Below are 22,134 nucleotides of genomic sequence, written 5' to 3' on the forward strand. Positions count from 1 at the left end.
CGAAACGCCCCGGCCGGGGAGAGTCCCCGGTCGGAGCGTTCCGTCTCGCTGGACGTCGATCAGCTGACCTTCTTCCGGTAGGAGATGATCGCGAAGACGTAGGCGACCGCGAGGATCCCGACGCACCAGGCGAGCGCGACCCAGATGTCGGACCCGACCGGCTCCCCCGCGAACAACGCCTGGATGGAGTTGACGATCGAGGTCACCGGCTGGTTCTCCGCGAACCACTGCACCGGAGCCGGCATGGTGTCGGTCGGCACGAACGCCGAGCTGATGAACGGGAGGAAGATCAGCGGATACGAGAAGGCGCTCGCCCCGTCGACGGTCTTGGCGTTCAGGCCCGCGATGATCGCCAGCCAGGTGAGCGCCAGGGTGAACAGCATCAGGATGCCGATCACTCCGAGCCAGGCCCAGACGCTCGCCCCGGTGCGGAAGCCCATCAGGAACCCGACGCCGAAGATGATCGCGAGGGTGATCGCGTTCGCCGTGAGGGACGTGAGCACGTGGGCCCACAAGACGCTCGACCGGGCGATCGGCATGGAGTGGAACCGCTCGAAGATGCCGCTCTGCATATCGGTGAACAGCCGGAACGCCGTGTAGGCGATGCCCGACGCGATCGCGATGAGCAGGATGCCCGGCAGCAGGTAGTTCACGTAGTTCTCGGCGCCGGTGCTCTGCTGGAGCGCGCCGCCGAAGACGTACACGAACAGGAGCATCAGGGCGATCGGGGTGACCGCGGTGGTGATGATCGTGTCGGGGCTGCGGAAGATGTGCCGCATCGAGCGGCCGGTGAGCGTCGCCGTGTCGGCGGCGAAGTGCGTGGTCATGCTGCATCTCCTCTCTGGACTCGGGTCCCTGAGCCCGTCGAAGGGTGGGTCCCCGAGCCCGTCGAAGGGTGGGTCCCTGAGCCCGTCGAAGGGCCGATGAGGGTGAGGAAGATCTCCTCGAGGGTGGGCTGCTTCTCGACGTACTCGACCTTCGCGGGCGGAAGGAGCCGCTTCAGTCCGGCGAGGGTGTCGTTCGCGATGATGCGGCCCTCGTGCAGGATCGCGATGCGGTCGGCGAGCTGCTCCGCCTCATCGAGGTACTGCGTGGTGAGCAGCACGGTCGTGCCGCCGCTCGCGAGTTCCTTCACGACGTCCCACACCTCGATGCGCGACTCGGGGTCGAGGCCCGTGGTCGGCTCGTCGAGGTAGATGACCTCGGGGTCGCCGACCAGGCTCATCGCGATGTCGAGCCGGCGTCGCATCCCGCCGGAGTACGTGCCGACCTTGCGGCCCCCGGCCTCGGTGAGCCGGAAGCGTGCGAGGAGCCGGTCGGCCACCGCACCCGGGTCGGGCAGGTGCCGCAGCTTCGCGACGAGCACGAGGTTCTCGCGTCCGGTGAGGATCTCGTCGACCGCGGCGAACTGCCCGGTGAGGCTGATCCTCTCCCGCACGCCGAGCGGGTCCGCCGCGACGTCGATGCCCTGCACCGACGCGGCGCCGGCATCCGCCTTCAGCAGCGTGGAGAGGATCCGGACCATCGTGGTCTTGCCCGCGCCGTTCGACCCGAGGAGGGCGAAGATCGATCCCCGCTCCGCCTCGAAGTCGACGCCGCGCAGCACGTGCAGGTCCTTGTACGACTTCTCGATGCCGCGGACGGAGATCGCAGGCGTCGTCATGATTCCTCCTCCTTCTTCTTCGCGTCGTCGAACGCCTTGATGAGGCGTGCGCGCTCCTTGTCGATCCACTGGCGACCGCCGTACGCCGCGGCGTAGTTCTCGGCGAACTCGACCGGGTCGTCGCCGACGATCGCGCTGACCGGGGTGCCGTCGATCGCGGCGCGCTCCCACATGTCGGCGATGTCGAGGAACATCTTCACGATGGTGTCGCCGTCGGTGAGGCCCCCGTAGTAAAGGTTGTAGCGCTGCTGGGCCTTCGCCATCTCCCGGTACGGTTCGGGGAGGGCGTTGATGCGGGCCTGCGCCTGCTTGTACAGCTTCTTCTCTTCGAGTGATCCGGTGATCGCTTCGATCCACTTCGCGGCCATGCTCAGTTCTCCTTGTTCTCGGTGTCGCGCTTTTCCAGCTGTTCGATGTGCGTCTTGAGGAAGCTCCAGGTGGTCCAGAACTCCTCGAGCTCCTGTCGGCCCTGGGCGTTCAGGGTGTACACCTTCCGGGGTGGGCCCTTCTCGCTCGGCACCTTCTCGACGTCGACGAGGTTCTTCTGCTCGATGCGCACCAGGAGTGCGTAGATCGTGCCCTCGGCGATGTCGGTGAACCCGTGGTCTCGGATCCGTGCGGTGATCTCGTATCCGTAGGCAGGCTGCTCGGCGAGGAGGGCCAGCACGATGCCCTCCAGGGTGCCCTTGAGCATCTCGGTCATCTGCTTGCCCATCGGTACCCTCCTCTCGTTCCTGTGTCTTCTGTTCGGTACTCAGTGTTGCTGGGTACCGGTACAAAGTAACACTGAGTACTGGTACTTAGCATCACCGAATACTGAACTTTCTCCTCCCTCTTTTCGCCGAGACCCCGGGTACGCGGCGAGACCCCCGCGTGGCGACGCGAAGACCCCGGGGTCTCGACGACAACCCGGGGTCTCAGCGGGACGGGGGGAGCGGGACGGGGAGGGGGACGGGGGGAGGGGGCTAGGGGAAGAGGCGGCGGAGGAGGGGGAGGTCGTCGTCGTGGAGCGCTTGCGAGATCACGGCGGCCGTCTCGGGAGGCATGTCCTTCTCCAGGCGCTGCCACAGCCACCTCGCGGCGCCCAGGTCGGCGGTGGCGACGGCGGTCGAGAACGCCGCCACTCCGTCGTAGTACGCGATCGTGGAGGAGCCGGGCGCGGCGTTGTACGGCCCGTAGATGTCGACGAACGGAAGAGTCGGGTCCGGACGGAGGTAGAGGACGTCGCCGGGTGCGATCGGCTCGAAGCCGCGCACATGGTTGAAGCTGCCGACAGTGACGTAGTCGACGCAGAAGCGCTCGCCGATCGCGATCAGACTGTCGCCGGACTGCACCTCGTACGAGAAGATCCGCCCGTCCGCATCCAGGGTGACGGGTCCGCCCGCGAGCTCCGACGCGCCCATGTCCACGAGCTCGCCGAGGAGCTTCGCGTGCATCGGGGAGCCGTCGTCGCTGCCGATGGTGATGAACGCGTTGGTGGTGCAGTCCCCCGGTCCGCCGGCGGGAACGCTGATGCCGTCACCCAGGTCGACGAGTTCGTCCTCGGCCGTGTCCTCGGCTTTCAGGGCCGCCGGGCTGGGGGTCGGCGACGGTTCGACGGCGAAGCGCTCCGACGCCCACGAGGTGACGTCGAACACGGCGGACGCGGCGCTGACCACGACAGGAGCGGCCGCGACGATCAAGCCGGCGACGGCGACGGCGACGACGGCGGCGGTGATCGTGGTGGAGCGCTTCATCCCGGTCAGCATGGCATCGAAGCGCGCCGAGCACCAGGGCGGAAGCGTCAGCCGCGGAGATAGGCGAGGACGGCGAGGACGCGGCGGTGGCCGCTGTCACTGGCGGCCAGCCCGAGCTTGGCGAAGATGTTGCCGATGTGCTTGCTCACTGCGGTCTCCGTTACGAACAGGCGTGCGGCGATGGTGGTGTTGTCGAGGCCCTCGGCCATGAGCCCGAGCACCTCACGCTCCCGCGGAGTGAGGGTCTGCACGGGGTCGTCGGCGCGACGCCGGCTCATGAGCTGCGAGATGACCTCGGGGTCCATCACGGTCCCCCCGGCGGCCACCCGGCGCAGGGCGTCGACGAACGCGGCGACCTTGCCCACGCGCTCCTTCAACAGGTAGCCGAGGCCGTCCGCCCCCGCCGCGAGGAGCTCCCCCGCGTAACGGTCCTCCACATACGCCGAGAGCACGAGCACCGGGAAGCCCGGGCGGCGGGCTCTCGCCTCGGCCGCGGCCTTGAGCCCCTCGCTGGTGAAGGTCGGCGGCATCCGCACGTCGACCACCGCCGCATCGGCCTCGTCGAGGAGGGCGAGGAAGCCCTCCGCGTCCGGCACGGCGCCGATCACGTCGAAGCCCTCACTGCGCAACAGGAGCGCGAGGCCCTCCCGCAGCAGGGTGTCGTCCTCCGCGATCACGATCCGCATGGCAGCTCCGTTCGCAGGATGGTGGGTCCCCCGGCGGGACTCGACAGGTCCATCGTGCCCTCGAACGCCTCCACCCGGCGTCGGATCCCTGCGAAACCTCCGCCCGGACGCTCGACCGCGCCGCCGACCCCGTCGTCCTCCACCGCGATGAGGAGCAGCTCGCCCTCTCGCTCGACCCGCACCGTGGCGCGGGTCGCGGCGCTGTACTTGTTCACGTTGGTCAGCGCCTCCGCGACCACGAAGTACGAGGCCGACTCGACCGCTGCCGGCACCCGACCGACGTCCGCGGCGTCGAGCGTGCACGGGACGACGCTGCGCCCGGCGAGCGAGGCGAGCGCCCCCTCGAGACCCAGTTCGTCGAGGATCGGCGGACAGATGTCGTGCACCGTGCGGCGGAGGCCGGCGAGGGCATCGGTCGCCGCGTCCTGCGCGCGCCGCAACGGCTCGAGCACGTCGCCACCCGTCTCCTGGGCGCGCTCCGCGATCCCCAGCATCATCACGACGTTCACCAGGCGGTTCTGGGCGCCGTCGTGCAGGTCGCGCTCGATGCGACGGAGCTCGGCGGCATGGGCGTCGAGGGCGGCCGCGCGGCTGAGAGTCAGCGCGTCGACGCGGGCGGCGAGGCGCGACTTCTGCGGCGTCGCGAGGAGCTTCGCCGAGACGAACGCCACCAGCCGGGCGACCACCGGCACGAGGAACAGCGCGGCCACCGCATAGGCGAGGGCGACGAGCGGCATGGTCCACGCCAGCTCCCACGACGTGACCGGGTACGGTGAGCCCACCGGGTCGTCGGCCGGGGCGAACTGCCAGTACCAGGTGACGGCGAGGCTGTTGACGGCGGACAGGGGCAGCGCGAGCGTCAGCAGCGACAGCCACATCACCGGGAAGGCGTGCACCGTGAGCCACAGCGCGTCTCGGGCGGTGGCGCGGGAGAAGGCGTAGCGGAGCCGTTCGTCGATCGTCGCGCCGCGCGGCAGCGTGCGCGTGAGCGGGGGGAGGTCCTCCCCGCGCCGGCGTCCGATCCGGCGGCGCGCCCGGTCGCTCCAGGCATGCAGCACCTGCACGACCTGCGGGAGCAGCAGCACCCCGCCCGTGATGAGCATGAGCGGCAGCAGCACGAGGATGACGCAGAACAGCGCGAGGGACACGACGGAGGCCCCGAGTTCGACGGCGAGGAACCGCGCATCGGGCAGCCATCCACGCAGCCAGCGGCGCATCCATCCGTCGTTCACCCTGCAAGTCTGCCCGAGCGCCCCGCGGCCCGCGGTAGAGCCAGCTCCACCATCGATGCGGCACCGTGCGGGATGGGAGCCGTCGCGCGGCTTTCCTACCGTCGAAGCATGACCTCCCTCTCCTCTGCGCCGCTCGTCGAAGCGGCCCCCGCCGAGGCCCTGCGCCTCAGCGGCCTCGTCAAGACTTACGGTTCCGGCAGCACCCGGGTGACCGCACTCCGAGGCATCGACCTCGCCATCGCGCGGGGCTCGTTCACCGCGATCATGGGGCCGTCCGGTTCCGGCAAGAGCACACTGCTGCACAGTGCCGCTGGTCTCGACCGCCCGACCAGTGGCACGGTGCACCTGGGCGGCACCGAGATCTCCGCGCTCACGCCCCGGCAGCTCACGGCCTTCCGCCGCGACCATGTGGGCTTCGTCTTCCAGGCCTACAACCTGCTGCCGGCGCTGAGCGTGGAGGACAACATCACCCTCCCGCTGCGCCTCGGCCGCCGCCCCCTCGATCACGGCCGGCTCGAGACGCTGCTCGACGCGGTGGGGCTCACCGACCGTCGCCACCGTCGCCCTGCCGAGCTCTCCGGCGGACAGCAGCAGCGCGTCGCGATCGCCCGAGCCCTCATCACCCGCCCGCACGTCGTGTTCGGCGACGAGCCCACCGGGGCTCTGGACTCCCGCACCGGGAAGCAGGTGCTCGACCTCCTCGCGCACACCGCGAAGGAGCTGCATCAGACCGTGATCGTCGTCACCCACGATCCCGTGGTGGCGTCCCACGCCGACCGGGTGATCTTCCTCGCCGACGGGGCGTTCGCCGGACATCTCGACGGCGGCACCCCGCAGCAGATCACGGATCGCATGAGCACGCTGGGGGAGTGGTGATGTCGGCCGCGCCGCTCGGGCTCGGACGGATCGTCCGCGCCGACCTCCGTCATCATCGCCGCAGTCTGGCCGGGGTCTTCGTCGCCATCTTCGTCGCGAGTGCGCTCGTCACCGGACTCGGCGTGCTCGTCGAGTCCGGCATCCGCGGCGGCCTCGCCCCGCAGCGCTACACGGCGGCCGAGGTGGTCGTCGGGGCGGTGCAGCAGGTCGACGTGCCGGAGGACCTGCCGGTGCCGCTGCGTGAGCGCGCTTCCGTCCCCGCCGACGCCGCGCGCGAGATCGCTGCGCTTCCGGGCGTCGAGGCCGTGGTCGCCGACGTGACCGTGCCTCTGTCGGTGCCCGGCGGGACGGCCCCTGCCGTGGTCGAGGCGCACCCCTGGTCCGCGACGGCACTCACCGGCTTCACGCCCGCGGAGGGGCGGGAGCCCGCCGCCGACGACGAGGTCGTGGTGGTCTCCGGAGCCGGGCACGCCGTGGGCGACTCCCTTGCGCTCGCCCACGGCGGCATCGCGGCGACGTACACGGTCGTCGGTGTGGTCTCGGCGGAGAGCCTGCCGGAGCGCGCGGTGTCGGTGTTCCTGACGGACGAGCGCATCCGCGACCTCGACCCGCACGACGGGGCCCCGCAGGCGCTCGGCGTGTTCGTCGACGGGGACCCCGAGCGCACGGCGGTCGCGATCCGCGAGGCGTTCCCGGATCTGGTCGCCCGGACCGGAGACGCCAGAGGAGACGTGGAGTTCCTCGACTCGGCGGCGGCGCGCACCCTGCTCATCGCTATCGGCAGCGCGTTCGTCGGCACCTGCATCCTCGTCGCCCTCTTCATCGTCGCCGGCACGCTGTCGCTGTCGGTCCAGGCGCGTCGCCGCGAGTATGCCCTGCTCCGCGCGGTGGGGGCGACCCCGTCGCAGGTGCACGCCCTCATCGCGCGGGAGACGCTCGCGGTCGCCGTCGTCGCCGCGCTGCTCGGGATCGCCCCGGGGTGCCTGCTGTCCTCCGCACTGCAGGCGGCGTTCGTGGCCGGAGGAGTCATCCCCGGCGACTTCGCCCTCGCGCTGAGCCCGTTCCCGGCGCTGAGCGCACTGGTGCTGGTGCTCGGAGCGGCCTGGGGAGCGGCGCGCATCGCGGCCCGGCGGCCCGCCCGCCTCGATCCGATCGAGGCGCTGCGCGAGTCCTCGACGGGCCAGGGCCCGATCGGCCTGCCCCGCATCATCACCGGCATCGTGTTCGCCGCCGCCGGCGTCTCGGTCTCGACCGTCCCGCTGATGCTCCGCGGCGACGCAGCGGTCGGCGCCTCCGCCGGTGCCGCGATCATGCTCATCGTGGCGCTCGCGCTCCTGGGACCGTGGCTCGTCGCCCTGTGCGTGCGCCTCGTCGGGCCGGTGCTGCGTCGTTCGTCGGCCGCGGGCTTCCTCGCCGCCGCCCACACCACCGCGGGCAGTCGGCGGATGGCGGCCGCGATCCTCCCGATCGCCCTCGGCATCGGGTTGGGTCTCGTGCAGATCGGCGGGCCGGCGATCGTCGCGGACGAGGCCGCGACCCAGGCCCGGGCCGGGGTCACCGCCGACCTGCGTGTGGCCGCTCCGGCCGGGCTCTCCCCCGACGCCGTCGGCGCGCTGCGCGACGAGCCGGGGGTGACGGCAGCGACCGGCGTGGTCGTCAGCACCGCGGTGCTCGACTCGCTCGACATCGAAGGTCAGATCGAGCGCACGGAGTACGTGCTCCAGGGCGTGGACCCGACGACCGCGGACGGCCTGCTCGACCTGCGGGTGCAGGAGGGGTCCCTCACCGCCCTCGACGGCGGTGCGACCATCGCGGTGAGCGCCGATGCGGCGCACACGCTCGGCCTCGACGTCGGAGACCCGGTGACGGGCGTCCTCGGCGACGGGGCGCCGCTGGAGGCGACCGTGGTCGGCATCTACGAGCGCGGTCTCGGGTTCGGCGATCTCACCATGGCGGTCGACCACGTCCGCGCGCACACCTCCGCAGCGCTCGACTCGTTCGCCCTCGTGTCGGTGGACGGTGACGCGCCGGCCGACGTCTTCGCCGCCGACGGTCTGCAGGTGGCCCCCGGCTCGGGTCAGAAGCCCAGCATGACCGGGGCCGTGTCGCAGCAGGGCTGGGTGAGCCTCATCGGTCTGCTGGTCATCCTCGGGTACATCGCGATCGCCGTCGTGAACACGCTCGTCATGGCGACGGGGGAGCGGTCCCGGGAGTTCGCCCTGCTGCAGCTCATCGGCGCCTCCCGGGGACAGGTGCGCGCCACGATGCGCACCGAGGCGATCCTGATCGCCGCCCTCGCGATGGTCTTCGGCGTGCTGGTGGCGATCCCGCCGCTGATGGGGATGAGCTACGGCATCTCCGGGCAGCCGCTCCCGGCGATGCCCGTGCTCGGCTCCCTCGCGATCGTCGGCGGCATGGGCGCACTCGCCCTCGTCGCGCTGCGGGTCGCGACAGGGGCCGCGCTGCGCCGCCGCCCGATCGAGGAGATCGGCTCTCGCGAGTAGGCCCGCGACCACCGGAGGGCGCATCGGGACCCCGGTGCGCCCTCCGGCGTGCGCCCGGGGTGAAAAGGAGGGGTGAATTCCCCCGGTTCGGTCGGGGGCCTCCGCGGCAGCCGGGCAGGCTGGCGGAGGCCCGGACCGAGTCCACCCTGCCCGAAAGGGTGCTCGGCGGTCGCCTGAGGGGGCGGGGGCTTCCGTGTGCGCGGATGCGTGCCGGAACGCGATGAATGGGGAGAGCAGTCATGGGATTCCGTGTTGCCCGCAAGGACCGCACGTCCGATGGCCTTCCGCCGGAGCGGCGCAGCCGCTGGCGGGGCCGGACGAAGAGGCTGATCGGCGGTGCCGTGAGCACGGCGCTCGTCGCGTCGTCGATGATCGTCGTCGGCGGGACGCTGACCGCCGCGCCTGCCGCCGCGGCAGAGCCGTTCCTCTGCACGCCGGGAGCGGTGTACGTGCAGAGCGCCACCGAGGTGCGCGAGTTCGCCGTGAACGAGCAGGGCGGAGCGCCAGGCGACGGCGGCACGCTCAGCTCCATCAACCTCGGCGCGAACCACTCCAACAACGCCCTCGGCCTCTCGTCGACCGGACGGTACGCCTACACGGTCACCAACGCCGCCGGTACCAAGACGCTGGCCAAGCACGACCGCGTCACCGACACGACGGCGCAGACGACGTTCACGCTGAACTCCTCGGTGCTGCGCGGCGCCGTGCACCCCGTGACGGGCGTCTACTACTTCGCCAGCGGCACGGTGAACGGCGCCATCAACCTCTACGCGTGGAACGAGAACGTCACGCCGCAGAACTACGTGCAGGTCGGAACCCTCCGTCCGACCGCGGGCAGCAGCGCGTTCGGCGCCAACGGCGACATGGCCTTCAGCGCCTCCGGCCAGCTCGTGCTCGTCGCCGACAACTTCATCTACTCCTCCGACCTCCCGGCCACGCTCGAACCGAGTACCGCGACGATCGATGCCAAGCAGGTGCACGACATGGGTGCCGGCGTGCAGGGCAACGGCATCGCGTTCGGCAACCTCGGCCACATCTTCGTCTCGGTCTCCGGTGGTGGCAACCGCATCATCGAGGTCGACCTGCCCCGCGGGCAGACGGTCAACACGACCCAGCTCGGCACCTTCTCGCCCACCGACATGGCGAGCTGCACGTTCCCGAACACGCTGACCCTGAAGAAGGATCTCCCCGAAGGCCGTCACGCCGGGACCGACCAGTTCGGGCTCCGCGTGCAGTCGCCGGTCGGCTACCAGGTCGCCCAGACCGACGCCGTCACCCGTGGCGACCGCTCCGGTCTGCAGCCGGACTACGTCGGCCCCGTGTTCACCAACCAGGGGGACACCTTCCGGCTGTCCGAGTCGGCGGCGGGCTCGACCGACCTCACGAAGTACGACGCCTCCCTCGTCTGCCTGCAGGTGAACGCCGACGGCTCGACCACCCCGGTGGCCGTCACCGCCGACGGACAGGTCACCCAGCCGTCCGGCCCGCTCGGCACCGACGTCACGTGCACCTACACGAACGTCCGCCTCGCGCCGGACCTCGCTCTCCGCAAGACCTCCGACCCCGCCGACGGCACCGCCGTGCAGCCCGGCCAGCGACTGACCTACACGGTGCAGGCCGAGAACACCGGCAACACCCGCCTCGACCCGGTCACCGTGACCGACGACCTGTCGGGTGTGCTCGCCAACGCCGAGTACCAGGGCGACGTGGCCACGGCGATCGACGGCGACCCGGTGTCGTCCGGCGCCGCCACCGTCACGGGCGACGACCTCGCCTGGACCGGTGCCCTCGAGCCCGGGCAGGTGCTCACGATCACGTACTCCGTCGTCGTCGACGAGGGCGTGGAGGGCGAGCGCATCGCCAACCGCGTCACCGCATCCGGCACCCCGCCCGGGGGGCTGCCTCCGATCACCCCTCCGGCCGTCACCACCGAGCACCCCGTCGCCGGCTTCGAGGTCGCGAAGACCTCCGATCCCGCCGCGGGCACCGTGGTGGAGCCGGGCCAGACCATCGAGTACACCGTCACGGGCACGAACACCGGGGCGACCGTCCTGAACCCGGCGACCGTCACCGACGATCTCTCCGGCGTGCTCGCGAGCGCCGCCTTCAACGACGACATCACGACCACGGTCGGCGGCACCACCGTCACCACGGGCGGCGCGACCCTGACCGGGAGCGCCCTCGCCTGGACCGGAACGCTTCAGCCCGGACAGACCGTGACGATCACGTATTCGGTGACCGTGGGCGACGACACCTCCGGCGAGATCCTGCGCAACAGCGTGACCGGATCGGGCACTCCCACCACCCCGAACCCGGGCGACCCGACCGGGCCGCAGGTTCCGGGTGACCCCATCGTCCCGCCGACGGTCACCACCGAGCACCCCGTGATCGGCTCCGGCTTCACGATCTCGAAGTCGGCCGACCCCGCCTCCGGCACGGCCGTGTCCGCCGGTGACACGATCACCTACACGATTACCGGCACCAACACGGGCGACACCGACCTCGATCCCGCGGAGATCGTCGACGACCTGTCGGGCGTGCTCGGCTCCGCCGGCTACAACGACGACGTCACGGCCGACCGCGGCTCCGTGCGGGTCGCCGACGCCACCCTCACCTGGACCGGCGCTATCCCGCGCGGGGAATCGGTCACGATCCGCTACACCGTGACGGTGGACGCGGGTGTCGAGAAGGCCCTGCTGCACAACGTCGTCACCGGATCGGCCACGCCGCAGATCCCGACCGACCCCGCCGACCCCTCCGGGGCGAAGACCCCGGGGACCCCGATCGTCCCGCCGGCGGCGGAGACGGAGCACCCCGTCGTCGACACGGGCTTCGAGGTCACGAAGTCGGCTGACCCGGCCTCCGGCACCGCCGTCCGCGCGGGTGACACGATCACCTACACGGTCTCGGGCGTCAACACCGGCAACACGGTCCTCGACCCCGCGACGATCGTCGACGACCTCTCGGCCGTCCTCGCGAACGCGGAGTACGGCGGCGACGCGAAGGCCTCGTCCGGATCCGTCACGCTCTCCGGCACCACCCTCACCTGGACCGGGACGCTCGCTCCCGGCGACCGCGTCGACATCACCTACACGGTGACCGTGGACGAGGATGCGACGGGCGTGCTGCTCCGCAACACGGTGTCCGGTGAGGGCACCCCGCTGATCCCGACCGACCCGACCGACCCGGAGAGTCCGACGACGCCGGGCACCCCGGTCGAGACCCCGCCGGCGACGACGGAGCACCCCGTCGCGACCCCCGGGTTCACCGTCACCAAGACGGCGGACCCGGCGACGGGCACGCGCGTCGACCCCGGCACCGTGATCACCTATACCGTGACCGGCCGCAACACGGGCGACACCGTCCTCGACCCCGTCGAGATCGGCGACGACCTGCGCGCGGCGCTGGCCCACGCGTCGTACAACGACGACGTGTCCGCCACCCGCGGCGATGTCCGCGTGGCCGACGGCGCCCTGTCGTGGAACGGCGTGCTGCGCCCCGGCCAGGACGTCGTGATCACCTACTCGGTGACCGTCGACTCCACCGCCGGCGGCGAGACCATCGCGAACACGGCGACCGGAGAGGCGACCCCGCTGATCCCCGCCGACCCGAGCGACCCGGAGAGCCCCACGACTCCCGGCACGCCGATCACGCCGCCGCCGTCGAGCACGGAGCACCCCGTGAACGAGCCCGGCTTCGCGTTCGCCAAGACCGTTGACCCCGCCGCCGGTACCGCTGTCGATCCCGGTGACGTGCTCACCTACACGCTGACGGCCGCCAACACGGGCCAGACGTCGCTCGACCCGGTGACGATCACCGACGACCTGTCCGGCGTGCTGCCGTACGCGACGTTCAATGCGGACGCCGTGGCGAGCATCGCGGGTGCCGCTGCGGCTCCCGCGACCCTGGACGGCACCGAGCTGTCGTGGACGGGGGCGCTCGCGGTCGGCCAGACCGTGACCGTCACCTACTCCGTGACCGTGAGCGCCGACGGCGTCGGCACCGTGATCGAGAACGCGGCGTCCGCGACGGCGACCCCGCCGGGAGGATCCACGATCACGCCGCCGCCCGGTGTCACGACCAACCCGGTCAACGAGCCCGGATTCTCGGTCTCGAAGAGCGTCGACCCGGCTGCGGGCACGGCGGTCGACCCGGGCAGTGTCCTCACCTACACGGTGACCGGCGTGAACACGGGGGAGACGGCTCTCGACCCTGTCACCGTCACCGATGACCTCTCCGGTGTCCTGGCGCACGCCGAGTACAACGACGATGCGACCGCGACGATCGGCGGCACGGTGACCACCGCGCCGACGGTGGCCGAGGAGGGGCTGTCGTGGACGGGTGCGCTGCAGGTCGGCGAGACCGTCACGATCACCTACTCGGTGACTGTGCGGGCGGATGCCGGCGGGTCCGTGATCGAGAACTCGGCCTCCGGCTCGGCGACCCCGCCCGGTGGCGTGCCGCCCATCGAGACGCCGCCGGCGACGACCGAGAACCCCGTGAACGAGCCGGGCTTCGAGCTGCACAAGTTCGCCGACCCCGCCTCCGGCACGCGTGTCGACCCGGGCAGCGTCGTCACCTACACGGTGACCGGCGTGAACACGGGGGAGACGGCGCTGGCTCCGGTCCGCATCGTCGACGACCTTTCGGGTGTGCTCGCCCACGCCGCCTACAACGGCGACGCGACGGCGACCCTGAGCGACGGCACCGCCGCGACACCCGTCGTCGCGGGAGATGAGCTCACCTGGACCGGTGACCTCGCGGTCGGCGAGCGCGTCACGATCACCTACTCGGTGACCGTGCACGGCGACGCCGGCGGCGTGATCATCGCGAACACCGTCGAGGGCACGGCGACGCCTCCGGGTGGCGCCGAGCTGACCCCGCCGCCGGTGACGACGGAGAACCCCGTCGGCACCCCGGGCTTCGCGTTCGTCAAGACGTCCGACCCCGCATCCGGCTCCGCCGTCGCGACGGGCAGCGTCGTGACCTACACCCTCACCGGCACCAACACCGGCGAGACGGGTCTGGACGAGGTCGTCGTCACGGACGACCTGGCCGGAGTGCTGCGGCACGCCGACCTCCGCGGCTCGGCGACCGCCACGGTGGGTGACCGTGCGGTGGCCGCGCCGACGATCGACGGCACGACGCTGCGCTGGACCGGCAGCCTCGCGGAAGGGGAGCGCGTCGTGATCACCTATGCGGTGACCGTGCACGCCGACGCGGCGGGAGCGACGCTGCGGAACGCGGCCACGGCGTCGGCCACGCCTCCCGGCGGGGAGACGATCACGCCCCCGACGAGCACGACCGAGAACCCGGTGCTGACGCCGCTCGCCCTCACGGGTGGACAGCTGGCGCCGTGGGTCCTCGGGCTCGCGATCGCCCTCCTGATCGGCGGTGCCGTGCTGCTGCTGGTGCGCCGACGCCGCCTGCAGAGCTAGCGGTTCCGCCGGAGAGCCCCGCCCGTCGTCTGCGACGGGCGGGGCTCTCGTCATCCGCGGAGGAGGCCGTGCCGGGCGGCCTGTTCGAGCGCCTCCGTACGGTTGGCCGCGTCGAGCTTGCGGTAGATGCTGCGGAGCTGCGTCTTCAGGGTGTTCGGCGAGACCTGGAGCTCCGCGGCGATCTCGGGCAGCGGCGCCCCGGTGGTGAGCGCGTGCAGCACCACCTGCTCCCGCGAGGACAGCCTCGGGCGGGCGGCGAACGACGGCAACGCGGATCGGGCGGGCAGCGGCGCGCCGCCGATCGGAGCGAGGTCGGCGCGGACGGCGGCGAAATCCTCGGCGCTGAGCAGCGCCAGCGGGGTGCGCAGTCCGCGGTCGGCGAGCTGGGCGTTCAGCGCCTCGGTCACGGCCTGCGCGGCGGCGGGACTGACCCGGTGGAGGGCGGCACTCTGCACCGCCGCGGCCTCCGCGCGCTCGCGTGAGGTCGTCGGCTCGAGGCGCGTGTGAGAGAGGAGCCGCGCCGCCTCGGGCGCGCGACCGTCGATCAGGGCGACCCTGGCCCGTTCCAGAAGGGTGCCGAAGCGGTCCGCCCCGGCGTCGCGCTGCTTGATGCCGCGCGCGGCGCGGATGTCGCCGAGGGCGAGGTGGAGCAGGATCCGCGGGCGGCTCAGCGCCTGGCGGGCCGGCGGAGAGCCGGCCTCGCGTCCGCGCAGTCGGGCGAACGACTCCAGTCGCTCCAGTCCGCCCGCGGCATCGCCCTCATGCAGCGCGATCCAGGCTTCGACCGTCGCCATCGTCGTCCAGTGCTCGCTCGTCGCCCGGTGCGGGAGGAAGGCGCGCGCGTGGTGCTTGGCTGCGGCGAGGTCGCCGTCCTCGACCGCCAGCATCGCCTCGGCGACGCGGTAGAACGTGCCGCGGTAGCCGTCCAGCTGCGCGGGATCCCACGAGCCGTCGCGGATGATCTCGACATAGTGCCGGGCCTCCGGCAGATCGCCGTTGAGGGCGTGGATCCCGCCGAGGAGGCTGACGGCGTGGAACGCCTTCCCGCTGCCCTGCGACGCCGCGAGGGCGGCGGCCTCGTCGAACAGGCGCACGGCCTGTTCCCGACGGCCGCCGTAGTAGAGCGAGATGCCGAGGTGCGTGCAGAGCAGCGGCATCTCCATCGCGTACTGCTCCCACTGGGACTCGGGTGTCTCGGTGAACAGAGCCAGCGCGCGGGCGGCCACCTGCCCCGCCCTGTCGGGCATCCCGATCACGCGCAGCGCCGCACTCTCGGCAGTCCAGATGAACAGGCGCTCCGTCGGAGAGAGCGTGTTCCGACGGGCGTTCGCGGCGGAGATCGCCATCCGCAGCAGCTGCAGTCCGCGCACCCGCCGGAGCCGGTTGGCATTGAGGCAGATGCCCAGGAGCATGGCCACCAGCGGCTCCTGCTTCAGCCGGGCGAGAGGCAGGTCGCCCAGCAGCGCCACGACCCGGCGACCGTCGTGGTCCAGGAGGTGGCTCCACCCGGACATGATGACGTGGGCCGCGAGGTGGAGGTCGTCCTCCTCCATCGCGAGGCGCAGTCCTTCGAAGGGGGCGCCGCGGCGCAGGGCGCCCTCGATCGCGAGGCGTCGGAGCACGCGGATCTCGGCGGGGAACCGCCGCAGGAGGTCGTGACGCAGCAGGGTGCGGGCCGGCGCGGCGATCGTGAAGGTCCGGCGCCCGGAGTCCGTCGACCATCGGCCGAAGCCGAACGCCTCGGCCTCGTCGAGGGCCGTGCCGATGTCCGGATCGCTGCTGAGGGCCTGCGCCAACGGCAGGTCGACCGTGTCCGTGATGCTGATCCGGATAAGACCCTCCAGGACGCCGGCGCCGAACGTGCCCTCCTCCATGCGGCTGCGGAGGTAGTCGTCGACCGCCGCCGTCGCGACCTCCACGATCGTCGTGCCGTCGGGGGCACGGCCGCGGAGAGCGACGGCACGCACGACCGCCGCGAATCCCTCGGTGGCCGCCCGCACGGCGACGGCGATGTCCTCGTCCACGTCGAGAGCGCGGCGGATCTCGTCGGTGTCGAACGCGAGGTCTTCCGGAGAGATCAGCGCGGTGTCGATCACGAGGCCGATGCCGTCGCTGTCGAAGGGACTGGGGCGATTCGTGGCGACGATCAGGCGGACGTGCGACGGGACGGCGACCGTGCGGCAGAGGTCGAAGACCGCATCCCGGTCGAGCGCGGCGGCGTCGTCCAGGACGATGACGACAGGCTCCTCGTGATCGCACAGGTAGTGCCCGACGGCGGGCCAGCCGTCCCCGGTGGCCGGATCGGTGCTGCCTGCGCCCGTGTCCGTGTCCGTGCCGCGCAGCACCCGCAGCAGCGCAGATGCCAGTGCCGGGCTCGTCGCCAGGGCCGGTGTGACCGTGAGCCACACGACCCGGGCGGAGCAGGTGAAGGCCCAGCCGACCAGGGCGGTGGTCTTCCCGGAGCCCGCGGCGCCGCGCAGCAGCGTGAGCGGAGCCCCGGCATCCAGCACCGCGTTCAGCCGCGGACGCCCGATCACGTGCGCGGAAACCCGCGGAAACCTCGTGTCCCCTTGCGCGCCGAAAGTCGGCATCGTCCCTCCCCAGGTACGCATCCCCACCCCTACGATATCCAAACCCGCACGGTGCAGGACGCTGCGGAGCGAGGGGCGCCGGGAGTTCTAGGCTCGGAGGAGTGAGTGGTCCGATATCGCCCGTGTCCCGCCGTGTGCCGACCAGCGCCCTGCTCGTGAGCGCAGCCCTCGGCGCGGTTCAGGCCCTCGTCTTCCTGGCTGTCGTCCCGGTCACGAGCGTGCTGGCCGCCGCCTCCCCTCCCGCGTATGCCCTGGTCGCGGCCGTGCACACCGCACTGCCCTTCCTCGCCCGCGTCGTCACCCGGGTCCCTGGCATGGCGACGCTGGCCGCCTTCGTGACCGGGGTGCTGACGCTCGCGGTGTCCCCCATCGGGCTGCTCGGGGTGGTGCCGCTCGTCCTCGGCGGCGCGGTCCTCGACCTCGCGCTGCCGTTCCGGCGCGACGCCGCGGTCCGCCCGGGTCGTGTCCTGCTCGCCGGCGCCGTGACCGGGGTGGTGCTCTTCCTCGTGGCCCTCCCGGTGTTCTCCCCGGAGCACCTCGTCCCGCCGGTGCTCATCGCCACGCTGCTCGGCCGGGTGCTCGGGGAGCTCGCGGTGGCGGGAGTCGTCCTCGCCGTCCGCCGGCTGCTGCGTCGCGCCGGCGTCGCCCGCTGACTGCGGTCCACTATACCCCCACCGGGTATAGTGGACCCATGGCCGGTCGTCGCGTGCTCCAGAGGGCGCTGCTCGTCGTCCTCCTCGTGGGCGGCATCGTGCTCGGGCTCCTCGGCATGCACGCGCTCGACACGCACGGCACCCCCGGAGCGCACGCGATGGCGGGCCACGCGGCACCGGTGCCCGCGCACCCCTCGGCGTCGGCGGCGCATGCGGTGTCCGTCGCCGAGGCGGCCGTCGCCCCCGACGACTCCGCGGGGGATGGCGGCGCGGCCTGCGTCCTCGCGCTCCTCGGCGGACTGCTCCTGGTGCTGCGCCCCATTCGCGCGGCCGTGATCGCTCCCCTGCTGCGCGCCCTCCGCGTGCGCGCGGGAACCGCCGCCGCCCCTCTCCGTCCCCCCTCACTCCACGTCCTCTGCATCAGTCGGACCTGATCGGCGCTGGTGAGCGCCCGGGCTCCGCGACCGCGGACGCCCTTCCGACAGACAGAGATGAGAGAGAAATGAAGAATCGAACCGCTGCCGCCGCCGCCCTCGTGCTGGTCGGAACCCTCGCCCTCGCGGGATGCGCCTCGGCCGCACCTGCGGGACCGGCTGACCACTCCGGTATGGATCACTCCACCTCGGACGCCCCGCTGGCCGGAGCGAATGAGGCCGATGCGATGTTCGCGTCCATGATGATCGTCCATCACGAGCAGGCCGTCGAGATGTCGGACATCGTGCTCGCGAAGGATGACGTCGACCCACGGGTGACCGACCTCGCCGAACGCATCACGGCCGCTCAGGGCCCGGAGATCGAGCAGCTGCAGGGATGGCTCGACGACTGGGGTGCCGAGGCGGGTGACCCCGCCGAGATGGACCACGGTGACGGCATGATGAGCGACGACGACCTCGCCGCGCTCGAAGCCGCCGCGGGCCCGGAGGCGTCCCGGCTGTTCCTGGAGCAGATGATCGCCCACCACGAGGGCGCGGCCGAGATGGCCGAGACGGAGGTCGCGGACGGCGAGAACGCCGACGCGGTCGCCCTTGCGCAGGACATCGTCGACGCGCAGACCGCGGAGATCGCGGAGATGAAGGAGATCCTCGCCACGCTCTGATCGGCACCGGGTCCCGACGTATCCAGGCCGTCATCGAGCTCCTCTCCGAAGACCCGCGGCCCCCCGCAGCACGCAAGCTCACCGGCCGACCGGAGTGGCGGGTGCGGACGGGGGACTACGGGGTGCTCTACCGGATCGAGGACGGGATCCTGACGGTCGTCGTCGTGCACGCCGGCCACCGTCGCGAGGTGTACCGCTAGCGATCGCGGCGGCGCAGGCGGCGCAGCGGGGCAGACAGGCGGTGCCAGAGCGTCGGCGCGGGCTCTTCGTCCTCCGCGGGCGGCGGGGCGACGGCGAACTGGACGAACTCCTCCGCGCCGTGGTGCACGACGCGGTAGAGCGCCGTGCCGATGAGCACACCCAGGGCGATCGACATGACGGAGACGAGGGCGGCGGTGAAGTCGGCGAGACCGTTGTCGGTCGCCACCGCCTCGGTGAGTCCCACCAGCCCGGCCGCTCCCGGCACCAGCAGCCAGAACGCGGGGAGGAACGTGAGCTGCGACGGGGCCCCGTGGCGCAGCCCGGCGATCCAGAACACGACCGGCGTGACGGCGACCGCGCCGACGAAGCCGCCGACCGCCGGGTCGATGAACTCCGTTCCCGCCCATTGGCCGAGGTAGGCGACGACCAGGGCGAGCAGCACCCACCCGAATGTGGACGGCGGGGAGGAGAAGTGCAGGTAGTTGCCGAGTGCGAACACGAGGATGCCCAGCAGCGGCACCCACCAGGGCAGGTAGGACGAGGAGGCGTCGAGCGCCTCGTACGAGTCGCTCGAGACGCCCACCACCGCGCCCGCGGCGAGGATGCCGAAGGCGAGGAGGGCGAGCTGCACGAACCCGTAGATGAGGCGGGACGCACCGGAGATCATCTGCCCGGCTGCGAGCTCGACCGTCGCCGTGGTGAGCACGCCGCCGGGGAGGAAGGTCACCAGCGGCGCGATCAGCAGCCGGATCGGGTCGCCGATCTCGATCACCTCCGCGAGCAGGAACACCGCGGCCGCGCACACGAAGGCCGCGGCGATGGGCATGACCAGCTGCAGCGTGGGGGAGCGCACGAGCTTGAGCAGGCCGATCCCGAACCCGAGCACGAAGGCGACGAGCGCGCCCTGCCAGGTCGGCGCGAGCAGGAGCGCGAGGCCGGTCGTGAGGATGGCATGCCCGAGCGTGCGGGTGAACCAGCCGAGCCGCGGGCGCATCGCGCCGATCTCGTTGAGCCGCCGGATGCCGTCCAGCGGGTCCACGGCGCCGGTCTTCGCCTGCGCGATGAGGTCGTACAGCGCGGCGATCTGGTCGAAGCGGAACGAGGCGTTCGTGGCCGACCGGAACGCGACCCGCTGCTCCTCCGCGTCCCCCGTCTCCACGATGATGATCGTCGGCAGGACGACGAAGTCGGCGCCGTCTCCCCCCGATGCCGTGGCCACCTCGGCGATCGTGTCCCGGATGCGGTCGACGGACTCCGCCGATGCATTCATGCCCTGAGCCAGTCCCAGGAGGAACTGCCGCAGCGCCGACCGGTCGACGACGTCGGTCATGTCACGTGAACAGGAACGACAGCGCCACCCCGACGACGATCGCCGTGCCGACGTAGACGAGGTTCGGCAGCTGGAACGAGTGGTCGATGACGAACTTGCCCATCTTCGTCGTTCCGGTCTGGTCGAACGCGACCGTCGCCACCTGGCTGCCGTTGGCGGGCAGCGTGTAGATGCCCATCGCCGCCGGCCACAGCCCCACCAGCAGGGAGGCGGGCAGACCGATCGTGATGCCGATCGGGACGATCGCGTTCGTGGCGCTCGATTGGCTGGTCGTGAGCATGGCGACAGCGAAGAGCGCCAGCGCGAACAGCAGAGCGCCGAGGAAGGCGGACGATCCGGAGACGACCGAGCCCAGCCCGTCGACGATGAGGGTCTGGTTCGCGGCGACGAACGTGTTGGCGAGCCAGGCGATGCCGAACAGGGCGATGGCCCCGACGATGCCCGCGGGGAACGTGGACTGCTTCGGCACGTCGGCGGCCTTGACCTTGCAGAACACGAAGATCAGCGCGGCGATGATGCCCATGACGACCTCGATGATCACCGTGACGCTCAGGCGGAGCGGGTCGCCGTCGTCATCGGTGCCGATGACCGGACGGAGGTTCTCGAACAGGCCGAAGAAGACGATCACCGCGACGCCCGCGAGGAACAGCGAGGCCGAGAGCACGGCGGTCGGCGGGAGCTTGTTCTCGTGCGCGTCGACGGTGGGCGGCTTGATCTGCCCCTCCGCCAGGCGCTTCTGGTACTCCGGGTCGTCCTCGAGGTCCTTGCCGTGACGCATCATGACCAGGGCGGCGACGAGCAGGCCCGCGATCGAGGCCGGCCACATGATGAGGAGCAGGCCGCCGAGGTCGACGCCCTGCGGCGCGAGCAGCACGACCATCGATGCGGTGGCCGCGGAGACCGGCGAGCACAGGATGCCGACCTGCGAGGCGACGGCCGAGACCGACAGCGCCCGCTCCGGCCGGATCTTCTGCTGGTAGGAGACGTCGTAGATCACGGGCAGCAGCGGGTAGAAGATGTTGCCGGTCCCCGCGCCGACCGTGAAGAGGAACGACATGGCCGGCGCGAGGAAGACGACGGACTTCGGGCGTTTGCGGATGACCTTCGCGGCCACCGACACCATCCAGTCGATGCCGCCGGCGGCCTGCATGGTCGAGGCCGCGGTGATGACCGTGATGACGATGAACACCGCGTCGACGGGGGCGTTGCCGGGGGCCTCCCCGAACACGAACACGAGCACCGCGACGCCGACGAGGCCCCACACGCCCAGGCCGATCCCGCTCGTGCGGGTGCCCATGAAGATCGCCAGGACGACGACGATGAGCTCGGCGACGAGGATCCAGACGCTGTCGTTCACGACGACGGCCCCTTCACGATCGGCGCCGCCCCGGTGAGGACCTGCACCGGCAGCTCGGTCTCGACGATATTCCCGTCGGCCGCCTCGACCTTCAGCGCCAACGCGTTCTCGACCGGGCTGACCGCCGTGACGAACTCGCTGTTCTCGAAGTGCAACGACTGCAGGTTGCCCACCGCATACCCGGTGGAGAGCTCGCCGCTGAGCAGGGAGGCGTGGAAGAGCGGCCGTCGCTGGTCCTCGGCGTCGTAGTGCGGACAGAAGCTGCCGTGCAGGAACCCGAGACCCTCGGGGAGCACCTGCAGCGTGGGCCCGTAGCTGTCGGTCGTGCCGCCCTCGAACCAGCAGATGCCGCCCGCGCTGCCTCCCGTGAACACGACGTTCGACGAGGGGTCCTCCCACATCTCGCGCATGATCTCGTCGAGGCCCTGACGCTTCCAGACGTCGAGCATGTTGGCGGTGTTCCCGCCGCCGACGTGGATGACGTCGAAGCCCTTCACGAACCCGGCCAGGTCGTCGACGGCGCGATGGAACAGCGGCAGGTGGTGCGGCGCGCATCTGTCGGAGTCGTACGTGGAGTAGAAGCTCACGATGTAGGCGGTGTCATCGCCGGTCGCGGTGCCGACGAAGAGGACCCGAGGCCGCTCCTTGCCGGTGAGCTTCAGGATGTACTCGTGCGTCGGATCGTTCCGACGTTCCATCATGGCCTTGCCGGCCCCGGTTGCGACGACGTGCGACATGCCCCCACCTCACTGTCGAGTGTGAATGCGCTCA

At 71.5% G+C, this 22,134-nt stretch carries 18 protein-coding genes; 7 read left to right on the plus strand and 11 right to left on the minus strand.

The features are described from left to right. Positions 1–59 precede the first annotated feature (59 nt). The 7 genes from AC3B5L_RS00815 to AC3B5L_RS00845 form a co-directional block, all read right to left on the minus strand. On the minus strand, positions 60–827 hold the full coding sequence (locus AC3B5L_RS00815) for an ABC transporter permease (protein WP_187662895.1): 768 nt from the start codon (positions 825–827) through the stop codon (positions 60–62). After that, positions 824–1,663, minus strand: a complete 840-nt coding sequence (locus AC3B5L_RS00820) for an ABC transporter ATP-binding protein (RefSeq protein ID WP_490096072.1) — start codon at positions 1,661–1,663, stop codon at positions 824–826. The genes AC3B5L_RS00815 and AC3B5L_RS00820 overlap by 4 nt, the downstream gene beginning before the upstream one ends. Further along, complete coding sequence (locus tag AC3B5L_RS00825; RefSeq protein ID WP_363588551.1) at positions 1,660–2,031, minus strand: DUF1048 domain-containing protein; 372 nt, start codon at positions 2,029–2,031, stop codon at positions 1,660–1,662. Before AC3B5L_RS00825 ends, AC3B5L_RS00820 begins: the two co-directional genes overlap by 4 nt. A gap of 2 nt (positions 2,032–2,033) precedes the next feature. Further along, complete coding sequence (locus AC3B5L_RS00830) at positions 2,034–2,378, minus strand: PadR family transcriptional regulator (protein WP_187662898.1); 345 nt, start codon at positions 2,376–2,378, stop codon at positions 2,034–2,036. A gap of 250 nt (positions 2,379–2,628) precedes the next feature. Beyond that, on the minus strand, positions 2,629–3,399 hold the full coding sequence (locus tag AC3B5L_RS00835; RefSeq protein WP_259951746.1) for a LysM peptidoglycan-binding domain-containing protein: 771 nt from the start codon (positions 3,397–3,399) through the stop codon (positions 2,629–2,631). 47 nt (positions 3,400–3,446) lie between these two features. After that, complete coding sequence (locus AC3B5L_RS00840; protein WP_187662900.1) at positions 3,447–4,085, minus strand: response regulator transcription factor; 639 nt, start codon at positions 4,083–4,085, stop codon at positions 3,447–3,449. After that, entirely contained in the window at positions 4,073–5,317 is a 1,245-nt protein-coding gene (locus tag AC3B5L_RS00845) for a sensor histidine kinase (protein ID WP_490096073.1), read from the minus strand. The genes AC3B5L_RS00840 and AC3B5L_RS00845 overlap by 13 nt, the downstream gene beginning before the upstream one ends. 108 nt (positions 5,318–5,425) lie before the next feature. Between AC3B5L_RS00845 and AC3B5L_RS00850 the strand changes: the two genes are divergently transcribed. From AC3B5L_RS00850 to AC3B5L_RS00860, 3 genes are all read left to right on the plus strand, one after another. Next, positions 5,426–6,193, plus strand: coding sequence for an ABC transporter ATP-binding protein (locus AC3B5L_RS00850; protein ID WP_370428154.1), 768 nt, complete (start codon positions 5,426–5,428; stop codon positions 6,191–6,193). Then, positions 6,193–8,697, plus strand: coding sequence for an FtsX-like permease family protein (locus AC3B5L_RS00855; RefSeq protein ID WP_490096074.1), 2,505 nt, complete (start codon positions 6,193–6,195; stop codon positions 8,695–8,697). Before AC3B5L_RS00850 ends, AC3B5L_RS00855 begins: the two co-directional genes overlap by 1 nt. A gap of 239 nt (positions 8,698–8,936) precedes the next feature. Then, positions 8,937–14,135: a DUF7927 domain-containing protein gene (locus AC3B5L_RS00860; protein WP_490096075.1), complete on the plus strand. Its 5,199-nt coding sequence runs from the start codon at positions 8,937–8,939 to the stop codon at positions 14,133–14,135. 50 nt (positions 14,136–14,185) lie between these two features. Here AC3B5L_RS00860 and AC3B5L_RS00865 read toward each other — a convergent pair whose 3' ends face one another. Continuing rightward, positions 14,186–16,726 carry a LuxR C-terminal-related transcriptional regulator gene (locus AC3B5L_RS00865; protein WP_490096076.1) on the minus strand — a complete coding sequence of 847 codons (2,541 nt, stop codon included), beginning with the start codon at positions 16,724–16,726 and terminating at the stop codon, positions 14,186–14,188. Positions 16,727–16,848: 122 nt separating this feature from the next. Between AC3B5L_RS00865 and AC3B5L_RS00870 the strand changes: the two genes are divergently transcribed. The 4 genes from AC3B5L_RS00870 to AC3B5L_RS00885 all read left to right on the plus strand — a co-directional run bounded on the left by AC3B5L_RS00870 (position 16,849) and on the right by AC3B5L_RS00885 (position 18,675). Further along, positions 16,849–17,379 carry an ECF transporter S component gene (locus AC3B5L_RS00870; RefSeq protein ID WP_363445202.1) on the plus strand — a complete coding sequence of 177 codons (531 nt, stop codon included), beginning with the start codon at positions 16,849–16,851 and terminating at the stop codon, positions 17,377–17,379. Positions 17,380–17,417: 38 nt separating this feature from the next. Then, complete coding sequence (locus tag AC3B5L_RS00875) at positions 17,418–17,813, plus strand: DUF6153 family protein (RefSeq protein ID WP_187662906.1); 396 nt, start codon at positions 17,418–17,420, stop codon at positions 17,811–17,813. Positions 17,814–17,881: 68 nt separating this feature from the next. Continuing rightward, positions 17,882–18,475, plus strand: coding sequence for a DUF305 domain-containing protein (locus AC3B5L_RS00880; RefSeq protein ID WP_490096077.1), 594 nt, complete (start codon positions 17,882–17,884; stop codon positions 18,473–18,475). A gap of 20 nt (positions 18,476–18,495) precedes the next feature. Then, positions 18,496–18,675, plus strand: a complete 180-nt coding sequence (locus AC3B5L_RS00885; protein WP_311198664.1) for a type II toxin-antitoxin system RelE family toxin — start codon at positions 18,496–18,498, stop codon at positions 18,673–18,675. Here the strand turns inward: AC3B5L_RS00885 and AC3B5L_RS00890 are convergent. Genes AC3B5L_RS00890 through AC3B5L_RS00900 form a run of 3 tightly spaced genes read right to left on the minus strand, consistent with a single transcriptional unit; the run spans position 18,672 to position 22,100 of the window. Then, on the minus strand, positions 18,672–20,006 hold the full coding sequence (locus tag AC3B5L_RS00890) for a threonine/serine exporter family protein (protein ID WP_187662908.1): 1,335 nt from the start codon (positions 20,004–20,006) through the stop codon (positions 18,672–18,674). The two genes, AC3B5L_RS00885 and AC3B5L_RS00890, sit on opposite strands and share 4 nt — an antisense overlap. Before the next feature lies 1 nt (position 20,007). After that, positions 20,008–21,363: an anaerobic C4-dicarboxylate transporter family protein gene (locus AC3B5L_RS00895; protein WP_187662909.1), complete on the minus strand. Its 1,356-nt coding sequence runs from the start codon at positions 21,361–21,363 to the stop codon at positions 20,008–20,010. Further along, complete coding sequence (locus AC3B5L_RS00900; RefSeq protein WP_187662910.1) at positions 21,360–22,100, minus strand: Type 1 glutamine amidotransferase-like domain-containing protein; 741 nt, start codon at positions 22,098–22,100, stop codon at positions 21,360–21,362. Before AC3B5L_RS00900 ends, AC3B5L_RS00895 begins: the two co-directional genes overlap by 4 nt. Between the last annotated feature and the right edge of the window lie 34 nt (positions 22,101–22,134).

It is taken from the genome of Microbacterium sp. C-MGS6, from assembly GCF_058140415.1.